General features: G+C 27.1%; 16 protein-coding genes. 11 read left to right on the top strand and 5 right to left on the bottom strand.

All coding sequences use genetic code 11. The features are described 5' to 3' along the window. The first annotated feature begins 15 nt into the window (after window positions 1-15). Genes ABIV_RS03625 through ABIV_RS03615 form a run of 3 tightly spaced genes read left to right on the top strand, consistent with a single transcriptional unit; the run spans window position 16 to window position 2,053 of the window. The gene (locus ABIV_RS03625) at window positions 16-669 is read left to right on the top strand and encodes a peroxiredoxin-like family protein (RefSeq protein WP_114838602.1); all 654 of its coding nucleotides are present in this window, start codon (window positions 16-18) and stop codon (window positions 667-669) included. An 8-nt stretch (window positions 670-677) separates the two neighbouring features. Beyond that, window positions 678-1,250, top strand: a complete 573-nt coding sequence (locus tag ABIV_RS03620; RefSeq protein ID WP_114838601.1) for a TetR/AcrR family transcriptional regulator — start codon at window positions 678-680, stop codon at window positions 1,248-1,250. 8 nt (window positions 1,251-1,258) lie between these two features. Beyond that, on the top strand, window positions 1,259-2,053 hold the full coding sequence (locus ABIV_RS03615) for an exodeoxyribonuclease III (RefSeq protein WP_410471237.1): 795 nt from the start codon (window positions 1,259-1,261) through the stop codon (window positions 2,051-2,053). 21 nt (window positions 2,054-2,074) lie between these two features. Here the strand turns inward: ABIV_RS03615 and ABIV_RS03610 are convergent, their stop codons facing one another. Further along, window positions 2,075-3,058: a hypothetical protein gene (locus ABIV_RS03610; RefSeq protein ID WP_114838599.1), complete on the bottom strand. Its 984-nt coding sequence runs from the start codon at window positions 3,056-3,058 to the stop codon at window positions 2,075-2,077. 245 nt (window positions 3,059-3,303) lie between these two features. On the opposite strand from ABIV_RS03610, the gene ABIV_RS03605 reads away from it, so the two are divergent. Beyond that, window positions 3,304-4,335, top strand: coding sequence for a cytochrome-c peroxidase (locus tag ABIV_RS03605; RefSeq protein ID WP_114838598.1), 1,032 nt, complete (start codon window positions 3,304-3,306; stop codon window positions 4,333-4,335). Here the strand turns inward: ABIV_RS03605 and ABIV_RS03600 are convergent. The 4 genes from ABIV_RS03600 to ABIV_RS03585 all read right to left on the bottom strand — a co-directional run bounded on the left by ABIV_RS03600 (window position 4,332) and on the right by ABIV_RS03585 (window position 6,924). Continuing rightward, a complete protein-coding gene (locus ABIV_RS03600; RefSeq protein WP_114838597.1) occupies window positions 4,332-5,222 on the bottom strand; it encodes a radical SAM protein in 891 nt (296 codons plus the stop codon). The genes ABIV_RS03605 and ABIV_RS03600 overlap by 4 nt on opposite strands. Then, complete coding sequence (locus tag ABIV_RS03595; RefSeq protein ID WP_114838596.1) at window positions 5,219-5,644, bottom strand: phosphate-starvation-inducible PsiE family protein; 426 nt, start codon at window positions 5,642-5,644, stop codon at window positions 5,219-5,221. Before ABIV_RS03595 ends, ABIV_RS03600 begins: the two co-directional genes overlap by 4 nt. Window positions 5,645-5,777: 133 nt before the next feature. Beyond that, complete coding sequence (locus ABIV_RS03590; RefSeq protein ID WP_114838595.1) at window positions 5,778-6,644, bottom strand: ADP-ribosylglycohydrolase family protein; 867 nt, start codon at window positions 6,642-6,644, stop codon at window positions 5,778-5,780. Between the two features lie 13 nt (window positions 6,645-6,657). After that, a complete protein-coding gene (locus tag ABIV_RS03585) occupies window positions 6,658-6,924 on the bottom strand; it encodes a DnaJ domain-containing protein (protein ID WP_114838594.1) in 267 nt (88 codons plus the stop codon). Window positions 6,925-7,101: 177 nt separating this feature from the next. Between ABIV_RS03585 and ABIV_RS03580 the strand changes: the two genes are divergently transcribed. The 7 genes from ABIV_RS03580 to ABIV_RS03550 all read left to right on the top strand — a co-directional run bounded on the left by ABIV_RS03580 (window position 7,102) and on the right by ABIV_RS03550 (window position 14,310). Continuing rightward, window positions 7,102-8,877 carry an ATP-binding protein gene (locus ABIV_RS03580; RefSeq protein ID WP_114838593.1) on the top strand — a complete coding sequence of 592 codons (1,776 nt, stop codon included), beginning with the start codon at window positions 7,102-7,104 and terminating at the stop codon, window positions 8,875-8,877. Window positions 8,878-8,975: 98 nt separating this feature from the next. Then, window positions 8,976-10,955, top strand: a complete 1,980-nt coding sequence (locus tag ABIV_RS03575) for a methyl-accepting chemotaxis protein (RefSeq protein WP_114838592.1) — start codon at window positions 8,976-8,978, stop codon at window positions 10,953-10,955. Between the two features lie 131 nt (window positions 10,956-11,086). Next, a complete protein-coding gene (locus ABIV_RS03570) occupies window positions 11,087-11,560 on the top strand; it encodes a J domain-containing protein (protein WP_228254331.1) in 474 nt (157 codons plus the stop codon). Window positions 11,561-11,573: 13 nt separating this feature from the next. Beyond that, window positions 11,574-12,071: a SprT-like domain-containing protein gene (locus ABIV_RS03565; protein ID WP_114838591.1), complete on the top strand. Its 498-nt coding sequence runs from the start codon at window positions 11,574-11,576 to the stop codon at window positions 12,069-12,071. 91 nt (window positions 12,072-12,162) lie between these two features. Then, entirely contained in the window at window positions 12,163-12,639 is a 477-nt protein-coding gene (locus ABIV_RS03560) for a glutathione peroxidase (protein ID WP_114840439.1), read from the top strand. Further along, the gene (locus ABIV_RS03555; RefSeq protein WP_114838590.1) at window positions 12,640-13,335 is read left to right on the top strand and encodes a choline/ethanolamine kinase family protein; all 696 of its coding nucleotides are present in this window, start codon (window positions 12,640-12,642) and stop codon (window positions 13,333-13,335) included. Window positions 13,336-13,398: 63 nt separating this feature from the next. Then, entirely contained in the window at window positions 13,399-14,310 is a 912-nt protein-coding gene (locus ABIV_RS03550) for a hypothetical protein (protein WP_114838589.1), read from the top strand. The last annotated feature ends 31 nt before the right edge of the window (window positions 14,311-14,341 follow it).

The following is a 14,341-nucleotide window of genomic DNA, read 5'->3' as shown; positions in this document are numbered from 1 at the left end:
TTAAAGGATTAAATCATGTCAAGATTATTAGACGAAATCAACAAATATCAAGAGGCTTTCAAAGAAAAAGTTCCTCAAGATATTCAGCAAGTAATGTTAGATGCAACAGAAAACTTAAAAAAATTAAGTCTTTCTAAAAATGCACTAAAAGTAACTGACAAAGCAATTGACTTTGAATTACCAAATGCAGTTAATAAACCTGTTTCACTAAAAGAGGCTTTAGAAAACAATGAATTTGTAGTTATTAATTTCTATAGAGGTATTTGGTGCCCATATTGTAATTTAGAGCTTCAAGCTTTACAATCAATCAACAGTGAGTTAGAGAAGTTAAATGCAAAACTTATTGCTATTTCACCACAAACTCCTGATTCATCTCTTACTACAAAAGAAAAAAATGAGTTAGAATTTGAAGTATTAAGTGATAAAGACAACAAAGTAGCTAAAGAGTATGGTTTAGTATTTTCATTAGCAGAAGAGTTAAGACCTATTTACAAAAGTTTTGGAATAGATATTGAAGCTGCAAACGAAGAAAACTCTTTTGAACTTCCTATGCCTGCTACTTATATTGTAAATAAAAATCAAGAGATTATTTATAGTTTCATTGATGAAGATTATACTAAAAGAAGCGAACCTCAAACAATATTGGATATAATACAGAAAAATTCATAAGAGGTTTGATGAGTACTGTAAGAGAAAAATTGATTGAAGCAACATATGAAGAAGTATTTACATGCGGATATAATGGGGCTTCATTATCTAATATTTTGAATCGTGCAGGAGTAAAAAAAGGGGCTATGTACCACTATTTCTCTTCTAAAAAAGAGATGGTACTAGCCATGGTAAAAGAACAACACCAAGAGAGAATAGAAAGAAAGTGGAAACCTTTGATTGATGAAGAAAATGATACTTTATCAGTAATAATCTCAAGTCTAAAAGATACTAAAAGATGGGATTTAACAAATGGTTGCGCCTTTGGAAACTTAATGCAAGAATCATTTGACCAAGATGAGGATTTTGCGAAACTACTTGAAGAAATACTAGACAGCTGGAAAAACTTATTTATAGTTGCCTTAAAAAAAGCACAAAACAAACAACAAATAAAAGATGATATAAACTTAGAACAATGTGCTACTTTTATTATTGCTACTTTTGAAGGAGCTCTTTTATTGAGTAAAAAATCAAAAGATACAAAAAACTTTGAAGACTGCATGACTCAACTTACAATCTTTTTAAATACCTTAAAAAAATAAAAGGAACAATATTGTCAAAACAGAGATATAAATTTATTTCATGGAATGTAAACGGAATCAGAGCAGTAGATAAAAAAGAAGCCCTAAAATGGGTAGATGACGCAAGTATTGATATACTTGGATTACAAGAAACTAAAGCCCAAGCTGAACAAATACCAAACACTATTTTTGATAAAAACTATGATAATGTACTTGTATCAAGTTCTGCAATAAAAGGAAGAAGTGGAGTTGCACTTTTCACAGATTTAAAACCACATTTTACTTGCAACTGCCCTACTGTAGATATACTTGATGAAGGAAGAATAAACGAAGCTCACTTTAAAGTTGGAAATAAAGAGATTGCTTACTTTAATGTATACTTTCCAAATGGACAATCAAAAGAGGAAAGACTTGTATATAAAATGGAGTTTTATGATAGATTTTTAGAGCATTGTGAAAACCTAAAAAAAGAGGGAAAATCTATCATCGTATGTGGAGATGTAAATACAGCACATACTGCAATAGACTTAGCAAGACCAAAAGCAAATGAAAATACTTCTGGTTTCTTACCAATGGAGAGAGAATGGATTGATAAATTTTTAGCTCATGGTTATGTGGATACTTTTAGACATATAAATGGCGAGATAGAAGACTCATATAGCTGGTGGAGTTATAGAGCAAATGCAAGAGCAAATAATGTTGGCTGGAGAATTGACTACTTCTATGTAAGTGAAGATTTAAAAGAAAACATCTCAAATGCTTATATCATGGCAGAGGTAATGGGAAGTGACCATTGCCCTGTAGCATTAGAGATAGAGATATAAAAGAAGAGAATAGCTCTTCTTTTAATTAATTACCACTTGTTTCACAGAAGAAAATCCAGTAGTTTTTTTAAAATTCATATTATGAATAAAATTTTGCATTGAATCAGAAGGGTCAATATTATTTAAATTTAAACTTTCTATTGTATTTCTAATAATAAAGGCAGAAAGAATTATTTCTAAATTTTTATATCCTGTTTTTGAATCTAACATTTCATCTTTAGCAGTAATTACAATTTCATTTATAGGAATTAATGAAAACACTTCTCTTGCAATTCTTAATACAGCACTACAAACATAATCTTGATATAATTCATTATAATTACTTTTAGTCATCTTTTTAATTGATATTTTTCCACTTTTTAATAATGTTTTAACTTCTAAGGGAATAATCTTATTAGATAATACATTAACTACTATATGTAACTTTTTATCTATAAAACTAAAACTTATTTTTGTACCTAAATTATCAATTTCATCAAAAGGAGAAAATTCTTTTATAATATTAATAATTGTAGTTTCATCTTCTTCAAGTATTTTTTTTGCATCTTTCCTATTATTTTCTATTTCTATTAACAATAAATCATAGTCTTTAAGACTTTTTTGATATTTTAATTCTTCTTCTTTTTCTAAACTTGCTATTTTTTCTTTTAATTTTAATTTATTTTTTTCTACAGAATTAAACAACTTTTGAAAAAATGTTCCTTTATAATTATCTAACTCTTTTTCTAATGCAATTATTTCTTTTTTATCAAATATTGGTTTCAAAGGTATCTCTGCATTAACAATCTCATTCCAATCAATATATGCAGAACATTCTTTATGAATAGATTTTATTCTTTCAATATAATTATCAAATTCTTCTACTTCAAAAGCTGCTCTTTCTAGCTCTTGCATCTTTTCATAGTTTTGTCTTCTTTTTTCTAGTTCTCTTTCTCTTTTTCTTGATTCTCTTTCAATTTTATTCATAGTTGCATTTATACTTCTAACTGTTCCTCTCCAACCCATTTTAACTCCTTATTAATATTTTATTCTATCAATTTCCAGTCACACCCAAGTCACATGATTAAGAAAAGTATCAGTTTAAGTTACTTTTTATTAATACTTCGATTGCTTATAAAAATATCATTAGTGATTACAAAACTTAATAAGAGATTAATTTTATTCAATAATAAAGATATTTTATTTACTTTAATTTTCAATTAATAAAAATTATCCTATGATTTTATTTATCTAGTATAAAGGAGAAAAATATGAAAACAGCTAGTGTAGTTTTAAGTTTAGCATTTGTAGGTGTTAGTGCATTTGCAGCTAACGATATGCAACTTTTAAAAAAAGTTAAAGAATCAGGGATTAAAGCAATTCCTCAAAGCCAATTAGAGCTTTTAAAACTTGTTGATGATCCAAACAATCCAATTACTGAGAAAAAAGTAGAATTAGGTAAAAAGTTATACTTTGAACCAAGACTTTCAAAAAGTGGTCTTATTTCATGTAATACTTGTCATAACTTAGGAATGGGTGGAGCAGATGGTGTAGCTGCTGCTATTGGTCATAAATGGACAGCTAACCCTGCACATTTAAACTCACCTACTGTTTATAACTCTGTTTTAAATAAAGTACAATTTTGGGATGGAAGAAGTCCTCACTTAGAAGACCAAGCTCAAGGACCTATCCAAGCTGGACCAGAAATGGCAGCTCCAAAAGAATTAGTTGTAGCTAGAGTTACTTCTATGCCTGAGTATGTTGAAGAATTCAAAAGTGCTTATGGGGATAAAGTAAAAATTGATTTCAAACTTATTGCAGATACAATTGCAGTATTTGAAAGAACTTTAGTTACTCCATCAAGATTTGATGACTTTTTACATGGGGATTTAAATGCTTTAACTCCTGCAGAAAAAGAGGGTCTAAACCTATTTGTGGACAAAGGCTGTGTATCGTGCCACAATGATATTGGTTTAGGTGGAACAATGCAACCATTCCAAGTAGCAAAAAAATATAAATTTGCTTCATTAGGTGGTTTCCAAGGTGATAAAAATGGTATGGTAAAAACTCCAACACTTAGAAATATTGAAGAGACTGCACCATATTTCCACAATGGAGCTATTTGGTCACTTGCAGATGCAGTAAAAGAAATGGGTTCTGTTCAACTTGGAATTAATATTTCAGATAAAGAGTCTAAAAAGATTGTTACATTCTTAAAAGCTCTTACAGGAGATAAACCAGAAGTATCTTATCCTATTTTACCGGTAAGTACTCCTAAAACTCCAAAACCTGATATGAACTAAAAACCTCTTAAAAACATTGGTCTTAGCATAGAGTTATCCTCTATGCCTAAGTCCAATATTTCTATCAACTCTTCCTTGTTTTTTGGCAATGTTCCTTTTAAAGGCAAAGCATTTGAAGCATGATTTGATCTAAAAACTATAGGCTTTTTAGGATTGATAAGTGATATTAATCTTTTTTGCTCTTGTAACATCTCTTTATCATCACAAAAAATAAATTCACTATTTTTTTTCTCAAATCTTTTGAAAAAGTTATCCTCTTTTGTATCTGTTAATCCAAGTTGCAAGGTAGAGAGATAGTTTATATGTTCACACTCATTAATCAATTTCGCACTATCTTCAATATGTTGTTTTGATAAATTCTTTCCACCAAGTCCTAAAATAAGTGTTGCAGAGATTTTTATATTTGCATTTGTAGCTTTATTTAATCCCTCTACCATTTTACTTGGAAGCATTGGTTTATTTACATATTTTAGTAGTTCATGATTTCCACTTTCAATGCCATAATAGACTAAAGATAAACCATTTTCTCTAAGAAGTTCTAGCTCTTGGGCTGTTTTTTGTAAAAGATTATATGGGCTTGCATAAGAAGAGACTCTTTGAAGTTTATAAAAAGAGCTTTTCAAAAACCTCAAGACCTCAACAAGAAAAGAAGTATCACAAGATAAGGCGTCTCCATCAGCTAGAAATACTCTTCTTGCTTGAGGATAATAAGCAGAAACTTTTTCAATATCTTTTTTTATCTCTTCTAAAGTTCTTATTTGGAATTTTTTTGTTTCATACATAGAACAAAAGCTACACTTGTTGTAAGAACAACCAAGTGTAACTTGTATGATTATAGAGTCTGCCTCTGCTGGTGGTCTATATAAAGGCTCATGATAAAATATCATTCTTTTATATTTTTTTTCTTTAAGTTATCAATAATATATTTTGGAGCTGTTTTAATAGATAAAAACCTTACAATAAAAAGAAATATAATAACCCCTGCAATAATCATAATATTATAGTTTAAACTATTTGACAAAAGGGCTTCAACAGAATCAATCTTTTCATTATTGATTTTTACAAGATTTACAATCAACTCTCTTAGTGCTAAGATAATAAAAGCATCAACTAAAAAAGAGATGACAACTCTTTGTTCCCGTATATAGTTTATTACTGCTCTTACTATTTCAAGATAGATAATAAAATAAAGCATATAGATTATAAACTCTAACATTAAATCCAATGCTAAAGCTGCTAAAAATAAAATTGAAGCTACTACAATCTCTATATAAAATTTATCTTGAAAAAATCGTATAAATCTTCTCATTTTTCTCCTTTTAATAGTTCCTATGAAAAGGAACCAGTAACTTTTAACTTCTTTTAGCGATAAAAATAAATTTTATCTAAAGAAGCAAACTTTAAAGGGCTTTAAGAATAAAGCTTCTTTTTTCTAAATCATTTTAAATAATTGTTGCTCTAATACTTAACCATGATGTTGGTATTTGAGACAACTTTTTATCAGGTTGTGCCATAAAAATAAGTGTTGCAAGCATTGCTCTTGCACTTGTTTCTCCTCCTGCTTTTGCATTACAAATAAGCATATCTTTTAAGTTATCATATTTACTTAAAAGATGTATTGTTCCTTGAAATCCACCATTAATATCACAAGCTGGACCAAAGTTTCTAATTGCTTCGGCGGTATCTTCTGTTTTAGAAGAGATAGCACTATTTACATAAGCTTGTATTTTTGAATCAAATTTCTCTTTTGTCTCTTCAATTGCTTTATTTAACTCATCCCCTGCTAAAACTCTAAGAAGAAGTTTTGCAAAAAATCTTGAAGCAACTAAAGCTTCATTTGAGTTATGTGTTATTTGTACAAAATTTTCTACATTTTCTAAAAACTGCTCTTTATTTTTTGAAACTAATAAAAGAGGAGCTATTCTTCCAATAATTGATAAATCAGTAGAAGAAGAACCTGTAGGAAAAAGACCTTCATTGATATTTACTAAAGTATCTCTTGTTGCTCCATCAATATATCCATTATAACACTGCATTCTATCAAACCAATATTTGGTATACTCTTTTGTATCAAACTCTTCTTTATTTTGTAAAAAGTTATATAACCAAAGAATTTGGTCTCCATAATGAGTAAACTCTCCTGCTTTTCTACCCTTATGCCATAAGGCTTTTGCATCATTTAGTTCATTCCAATTAACATCAAGGTTTAATAACTGTTTTTCATCATAAACCCAATGTGAACCTAAAGAATATGAATCAGCAACTAAAGTGCTTAGTATCAACTCTTTTATATTTTTAATATCAGTCATCTAAAACCCCTTATTATTTATTCCAATTTTTATAATTGGTAAATGGAGGAAATTGAGCTTTAAACTCTTCTTCATCAAACGAGTACATAAATGAGTCTATATATGAATTTAAAAGTTCATAGGCTTGTTGTAGCTCTTGAAACTTTTCATCACTTCCTTCTGGCATATCTGGATGAAACTTTTTTGAGAGTTTTAAATACTTCTGTTTTAACTCTTTTTTTGAAACTCTTGTTAAGATACCAAAAAGGTCAACAGCCTTTTCAAACTCTTCATAATCCATATATTTTCCCTATATTACATACTTTCATTAAGTTTATAATCATACTTTATAATTATTAATCTTTTATTAAATTAATTTAAAGGCTCTAAAAAAAATAACATTTTGATGGAAAAATTTTATTAAATAAGATTATTTTTGTTATAATATTTCAATAAATAAGTATTTAAAAGATTATCTATGTATAAATCAATTGTTATTAAATTTGTTTTTCTTTTTATTATTTTATCTACCGCTATAATAGGATTTTTCTATTCTAATTATAAAATTTCTATAGAAAAATTATTAGAAACAAAAACAAATAAACACTTCTTAGAATATAAAGCAATATATGACAAACAAAAAGATATTGCAAATATTATTTTTAATACAGAAATAAATACATCTACTATTTTAAAAACTTTTGAAAAAGCAAATTTTGCAGATGAAGAGAAAAAAGCTTTTATTAGAAAAGAGCTTTATGAACTTTTAGAAGAAAAGTATAAAAAACTAAAAAAATACAATCTAAGACAGCTTCATTTTCATCTACCAAATAATGAATCTTTTTTAAGAATGCATAGACCAAGTAAATTTGGAGATGATTTAAGCTCTTTTAGAGCGACAGTTAAATATGTAAATGAAAATAAGAAATATATACATGGCTTTGAAGAAGGTAGAGTTTACAATGGCTTTAGATTTGTATATCCTCTAAAATATAAAAATAGACATATAGGAAGTGTTGAAGTTTCATTTAGTTCTTTAGCTTTAATCAATACTATAAAAAATACTTACAACAATGAATCATATTTTTTAATAAGAAAAAGTATTGTTGATAGTAAAGTCTTTGATGATGAAAAAGATAATTATGCTCAAAGTCCACACAAAGATTTCTATTATGAAAAGAAACTTTTAAATAAAAATAAACCAGTAAGTCTTACAAATGATGCAGAGGATTTAACTCAAAAAATCTTAGAAGGAAAAGCATTTTCAATTTTTATAAAAGATAAAAATCTTATAAAATCTTTTATTCCTATTCAAAATCCTATAAGTAAAGAAATTGTTTCAGTTTTATGTATTTGTGAAGAAGATACTCTTATCAAAAATGAGTTTAGAAACTTAATAATAATCTCTAGTGCAGGAGTATTTGCATTAGCTTTAATTTTTTACTTGTTTTTTATGCAGAAAATCACAAATGAGAAATTGAGAAAAACAAATAAAGATTTAGATAGAAGAATTGAATTAGAAATAAAAAGAAATAGAAAAAAGGATGTCTCTTTATTAAAACAGTCAAAAATGGCTTCTGTTGCAGAGATGTTGAATCATATAGCCCATCAATGGAGACAACCTTTAAATGTAATCTCTACAAGTTCTAGTGGTTTGATTATTCACAAAGAGATGGAGAGTTTAGATGATGAAACTTTTTATTTACTTACAAAATCAATTGAAAATCAAGCTAAATATCTATCTAGAACTATTGAAAATTTTAGAGAGTTTTTAAATGATCATGAAGAGAGTAAAAAAAGAATTGTTTTACAAAATAAAATTGATGAAACAATAAAAATTATAAAAGCAAGTTTTGATTATGAACATATTGAAATTATCAAAGATTATGAAAAAGAAGACTTATATGTGACAGTAAATGTAGGAGACTTAATCCAAGTTATTTTAAATATCTTAAATAATGCCAGAGATATTCTTATAAAAAACAATGAGATAAATAATAGAAAAATAGAAATAAGTATTAAAAATAGAAGAGAAAATATCCTACTTTGCATAGAAGATAATGGAGGAGGAGTTCCTGAAAAGTTTGCTGAAAAAGTCTTTGACCCTTACTTTACTACTAAACATGAATCTATTGGAACAGGTATAAGTTTATATCTATGTTATGAAATTATTACTAACCAAGAGAGAGGAAAAATCTATTTTAAAAATAAACGTGACGGTGCCAAGTTTTGTATAGAGCTTCCAAAGTCCTAAATTAGGGCATAAAAGTTATTTCAGAAAATTATTCATTATAATATTATAAAATTGTAATAGTGTCATAAAAGTGACAACTTGAGAATAAAAGGACGTTTATGTTTTCAAATGTTTCAACGAAGATGAAACTTCTAGTTTTACCTGTTTTATTTCTTCTTATAACACTGGTTGCTGGTAGTATTTACTCTTACTATAATGGTGTACTTAAAACAAAAAGTACTAATGCTAAAATTACAGATGAGATGATTCAACAAGTTCTATCAGGAAGAATCACTGTGTATCAATTTCTAAGAAGCCCAAATGATAATAATGCTACGAAAGTTAGAGAATCTTTTTCAATAATTGATAAGCAAGCCAAACAATTACTTGCAAGATTAGAAAAAAAGAAAGATATTGACTTAACTAAAGATATTATCAAACTAGCTGAAGAGTATCTAGTTTTTTTTGATGACTTTGCTAATGAAAGAATAAGAGACTATGAAAATGGCATAAAAGAAGAGACGCAAGAAGTACTTGAAAGTATGAAAAAAATGGTTGATGTTGGAACTCAACTAGAAAAAGAACTTGATGAAATAAATGTACATGCAAATATGCAAAGAGCAGAAGCAGAAAGTACACAAACAATGCAATTACTTATAGTAGGTGTGATTGCTTCAATTCTTTTCTTAGTTATTGCGATTTTACTAATCAAAAATATTTTATCAAACTTAGAGAACTTCCAACATGGATTAATCTCATTCTTTAAATACCTAAATAATGAAGCAGAAGATGTACAACTTTTAAATGATTCAAATAAAGATGAATTTGGACAAATGGCGAAAATTGTTAATACAAATATTGAAAAAACAAAATTCAACATTGACCAAGATAGAAAAATTATTGATGAGTCAGTTAAAATTTTAACAGAATATGAACAAGGTGACTTTAGTTCTAAAATCAATTTAACTTCTTCAAATGAAACACTTAATGACTTAACAAAAATGATTAATCATATGAGTGCAAATTTAGAAAGAAATATTGATTCTATTTTAAATGTACTTGGACAATACTCTAATTCTGATTATAGAAATAAAGTTCCAACAAATGGGATTAAAGCTCATTTAGAAAAACTTGCTTTAGGTGTAAATTCTTTAGGAGATAGTATCTCTGAACTTTTAAAGAAATCATTAGAAATTGGTCTTACACTAGATGATTCTTCAAATATCTTAATTGAAAATGTTGATATTTTAAATAACTCTGCAAATTCTGCTGCTGCTTCATTAGAAGAGACTGCTGCTGCTTTAGAAGAGATTACAAGTACAATTGTAAGTAATGGTCAAAATATCCAACAAATGAATCAATATACAGATGATTTAAATTCTTCTGCAAAACAGGGTCAAAACCTTGCACAAAGAACAACAACTGCAATGGAAGATATTACAGAGCAAGTTACATTAATCAATGAATCAATCTCTATTATTGACCAAATTGCATTCCAAACAAATATTCTTTCATTAAATGCAGCTGTTGAAGCAGCTACTGCTGGTGAAGCTGGAAAAGGTTTTGCCGTTGTTGCAGCTGAAGTTAGAAACCTTGCAAGTAGATCAGCTGAAGCAGCTAAAGAGATTAAAGATTTAGTTGAAAATGCTACAAATAAAGCAAATGAAGGTAAAAACATTAGTGCAGAGATGATTAGTGGATATAACTCATTACTTCAAAACATTAGTAACTCAACAGAAAAAATTAATGAGATTGCAAGAGCAAGTAAAGAGCAAGAGACTGGTATCACACAAATTAATGATGCTATCAACTCTTTAGATAAACAAACTCAAGAAAATGCAGCCACAGCTAACAAAACTCAAGATATTGCAGTTGATACAGATAGAATTGCAAAAGAGATTGTTGCTGATGCACAAAGCAAAGAATTTATTGGAAAAGAGAATGTTAATATTCAAGTAACATCTATTTCAAAAACATCTACAAAAATAAATAAATCTCTAAAAGTAGAGAGTACTTCATCTAATAGTTCTTCAAAACCTGTAAAAAATCAAACTTTTAAAGCAATAGAAGAAAAAGAAGATGAATGGGAAACATTTTAAAACTATCTATTAGTTTAATATAAAAAGGTATGAGTTTCATACCTTTTTATGAACTAAAACTTCGATAAGCTAACACTTTAAATTAAAATACTATAATACCAGCAAAATTTATAAAAAATAGGATTAATATTTTGGCACAATTAATTAGTAGTCTTATTAAATGGGCATTATTTTTTGGTATTTTATACTTAATATTTACAAACTTCGGAACATTTTTAATTATATTATTTGTACTTATTGCTATTGGTTATTATCTTGTATATCAATTTAAAAAGAAAATAAGAGAGGCTTCTTCTGGAAGTGGAACTCATTTTAAATTTACTTTTAATGGGCAAGACTTTTCACAAGCTGGAGCAAACAACTTTAACTTTAATGATTTTCAAGAACAATTTAGAAGAGGAAACTTTCAAGCAGCACCACAATTTGGAGAAGTTTCAAAGGCAAAAGAGTTTTTTGGTTTTACAAGTGACCCAACAAAAGAAGAGATAAAAAAAAGATACAAAGAACTTGCAAGAAAATATCATCCAGATATAAATGACCATGGAGATGAGTTAATGCAACAATTAAATCACTACAAAGATGTTCTTTTAAAAGCCTTTCCATAAAAAAGGTTTTTAAATGTTTTTACAAAGATTAAAACTCTTTTTTATATTACTTACAATAATAAGTGCTTCTCTTTTAATATATTTTTGGTATGACAATTATAAATTTAAAACTTCTGATTTAGATGAGAGTACAAAAAGAAAAATCTATGAAAAAACAGTTTATTTACAAAAATTAGCCTATAGTAAATTTGCTATTTCTAAAAATATACCTATTAAAGTTTCTGATAAAATGCCTTCAAATCTATTTGGAGCAGCAACACTTAGCCAAGATGGTAAAATTGTTGTTTTTTTAAATAAAAAAAGATTTAAAGAGAGTATTGATTATATGATAGAAGACGTTTTACCCCATGAGTATGCTCACGCTTTAATGTTTGTATTGGGTGATTTAAGTAAAGAAAATGGTGGTCACTCTAAAAAATGGCAAAGTATCTGCAAAGCCTTAGAAGGGAAAAGATGTGATAGATTTGTAAATTACCATGATGTAATTTTTGATAAAACAAATCTATTTTAAAATATTTGTTAAAATATAAAAAAGGATTAACATGTTTATTAAAGCTATTTTACTTTTATTTCCCCTATTTTTATTTTCAAAGGAGCCTATTATGAGTATTTATGATTTTAAAGTAAAAAATATAGAAGAAAAAGAGATTTCTTTATCGAAATACAAAGGAAAAGTTTTACTTATTGTAAATGTAGCAAGCAAGTGTGGATTCACTTCTCAATATGAAGGTTTAGAAAATTTATATCAAAAACTTAAAGATAAAGATTTTATGATTTTAGGTTTCCCTTCTAATCAATTTGGGAATCAAGAACCAGGGACAAATGAAGAGATTGCTCAATTTTGTAGATTAACTTATGGAGTTGATTTTGATATGTTTGCAAAAATTGATGTAAATGGAGAAAAAGAAGAACCTTTATATACATATTTAAAAAAAGAGGCTTCAGGTATTTTAGGAACTCAAAAAATCAAATGGAATTTTACAAAATTTTTAATCAATAAAGAGGGAAAAGTTATTAAAAGATATGGTTCAATGACAAAACCAGAAGATATAGAGAAGGATATTTTAAAACTTCTATAGATGATAAAAAGAGTTAAAACCCAAGGGCTTTGTAATGAAGTTTATAAGATAGAAAAAAACAACAAAGAGTTTATATTAAGATTTTTTAAGAAAGCTCATTCAGTAAAAATAGATAGAAAACAAGAGTTTAAAATTCAAACTCTTGCTTATAAGAAAAATCTTGCTTCTAAACCTATTTATTTAGATAAAGATTTAAAATTTATGACTTGTGAATTTTTAGCTGGTAAGCATAAAAAAAGTTTATCAAAAAAACAAATAAAAATTTTAGCTAAGAGTTTAAAAAAACTTCATGGAATAAAATATAAAAAAAAGCCCTACTCTTTGAAAAAAGAGTTTTTAAATTACAAAAACTATTTGAAAGATAAAAAGAGTAAAAAACTGATAAAATATTCTATTGATATTCTTAAAAAAAATGATAAAAAAAAGGATTTTGTTTTATCTCACAATGACTTAAATAAAGAAAATATAATTTTTAATAATAGAGTATTTTTTATTGACTGGGAGTTTGCTTCAAAAAATAACAGATTTTTCGATTTAGCTACAATTTCTATAAAATTCAAGCTAAATAGAAAAGATGAAAAACTACTTTTAAGTACCTATTTTTCAATTCTTGAAAAAAAACAAAAGAAAAAATTCAAAAAATTCAAAATTATTTGTAAAAATTATTGGAAACTTTGGTTTAAAGCAAATTTTTAAATTTTTTTTCAATATTTTTGAATATACTTTCGCAAAGAAAATTATTTAACACAAAGCGGACAAATGAAAAAAAGTTTAATTTTTATAACTGCACTATTTACTTTTTTAACTCAAAATGTATTAGCTAATACAACTTTAGTTGAAAAACCTGCTGAAAATAGTGAGATTAAAAAAAGTGAAGTGATGGTAGGTTTTTATGGAAGACCTTATACTCCATCTTTAGGTATTCTTGGGGAAAGCCCAATTGACAATGTTGTTGTAAAACTAAGAGAAAAAGGTAGCTATTATACAAAAGAACTAGGTGAAAACTTTGATATTCAATTGGCATTTCACTTAATTTATGGACTTGCAACAAAAGATCCTGGTAAAAATGATGACTATATTATTAATCTTCCTCATAAAACAGTTATGAAATATATTGAAAGAGCTCAAAAAGAAGGTTTTGCAGTAATTATTGATTTACAACTTGGTGTTTATACTCCTTATGAAGCTTTACAACCCGTTTTAAAATATTTAAAATATGATAATGTTCATTTAGCTTTAGACCCTGAATTTAAAATTCCAAAACATAGAAAATATCCTCCAGGTAAATTTATTGGTCATATTTTTGGAGATGATGTAAATCAAGCTCAAGAATTAATAAGCAATTACTTAAAAGAAAATGGAATAAAAGAGAAGAAGAAACTTATTGTTCATATGTTCCATGAAAGAATGCTAAGAAAAAAAGAGTTAGTTAAAAACTATGACAATATTGAACTTATTTATAATATTGATGGACATGGTAGAGGTGGAATAAAAGTTCAAATTTATAATAATTTATATTCACAAGATGAATCTCTTGTAGCAAACAGTGGATTTAAAATCTTCTATAAAAATGATAAAAAACCCTTAATGACTCCAAAACAGATTTTAGGATTAGAGTCTGTTGGAACAAGAAATATTAAAAGACAACCTTACTATATAAACTATCATTAAAAGCTATATTTATTAGCTCTTTCTAATAGAG

This window comes from Halarcobacter bivalviorum (assembly GCF_003346815.1).
GTDB classification, from domain to species: domain Bacteria; phylum Campylobacterota; class Campylobacteria; order Campylobacterales; family Arcobacteraceae; genus Halarcobacter; species Halarcobacter bivalviorum.
Note: the sequence above shows the minus strand (reverse complement) of the source record. Positions and strands in the feature narration are given on the sequence as shown.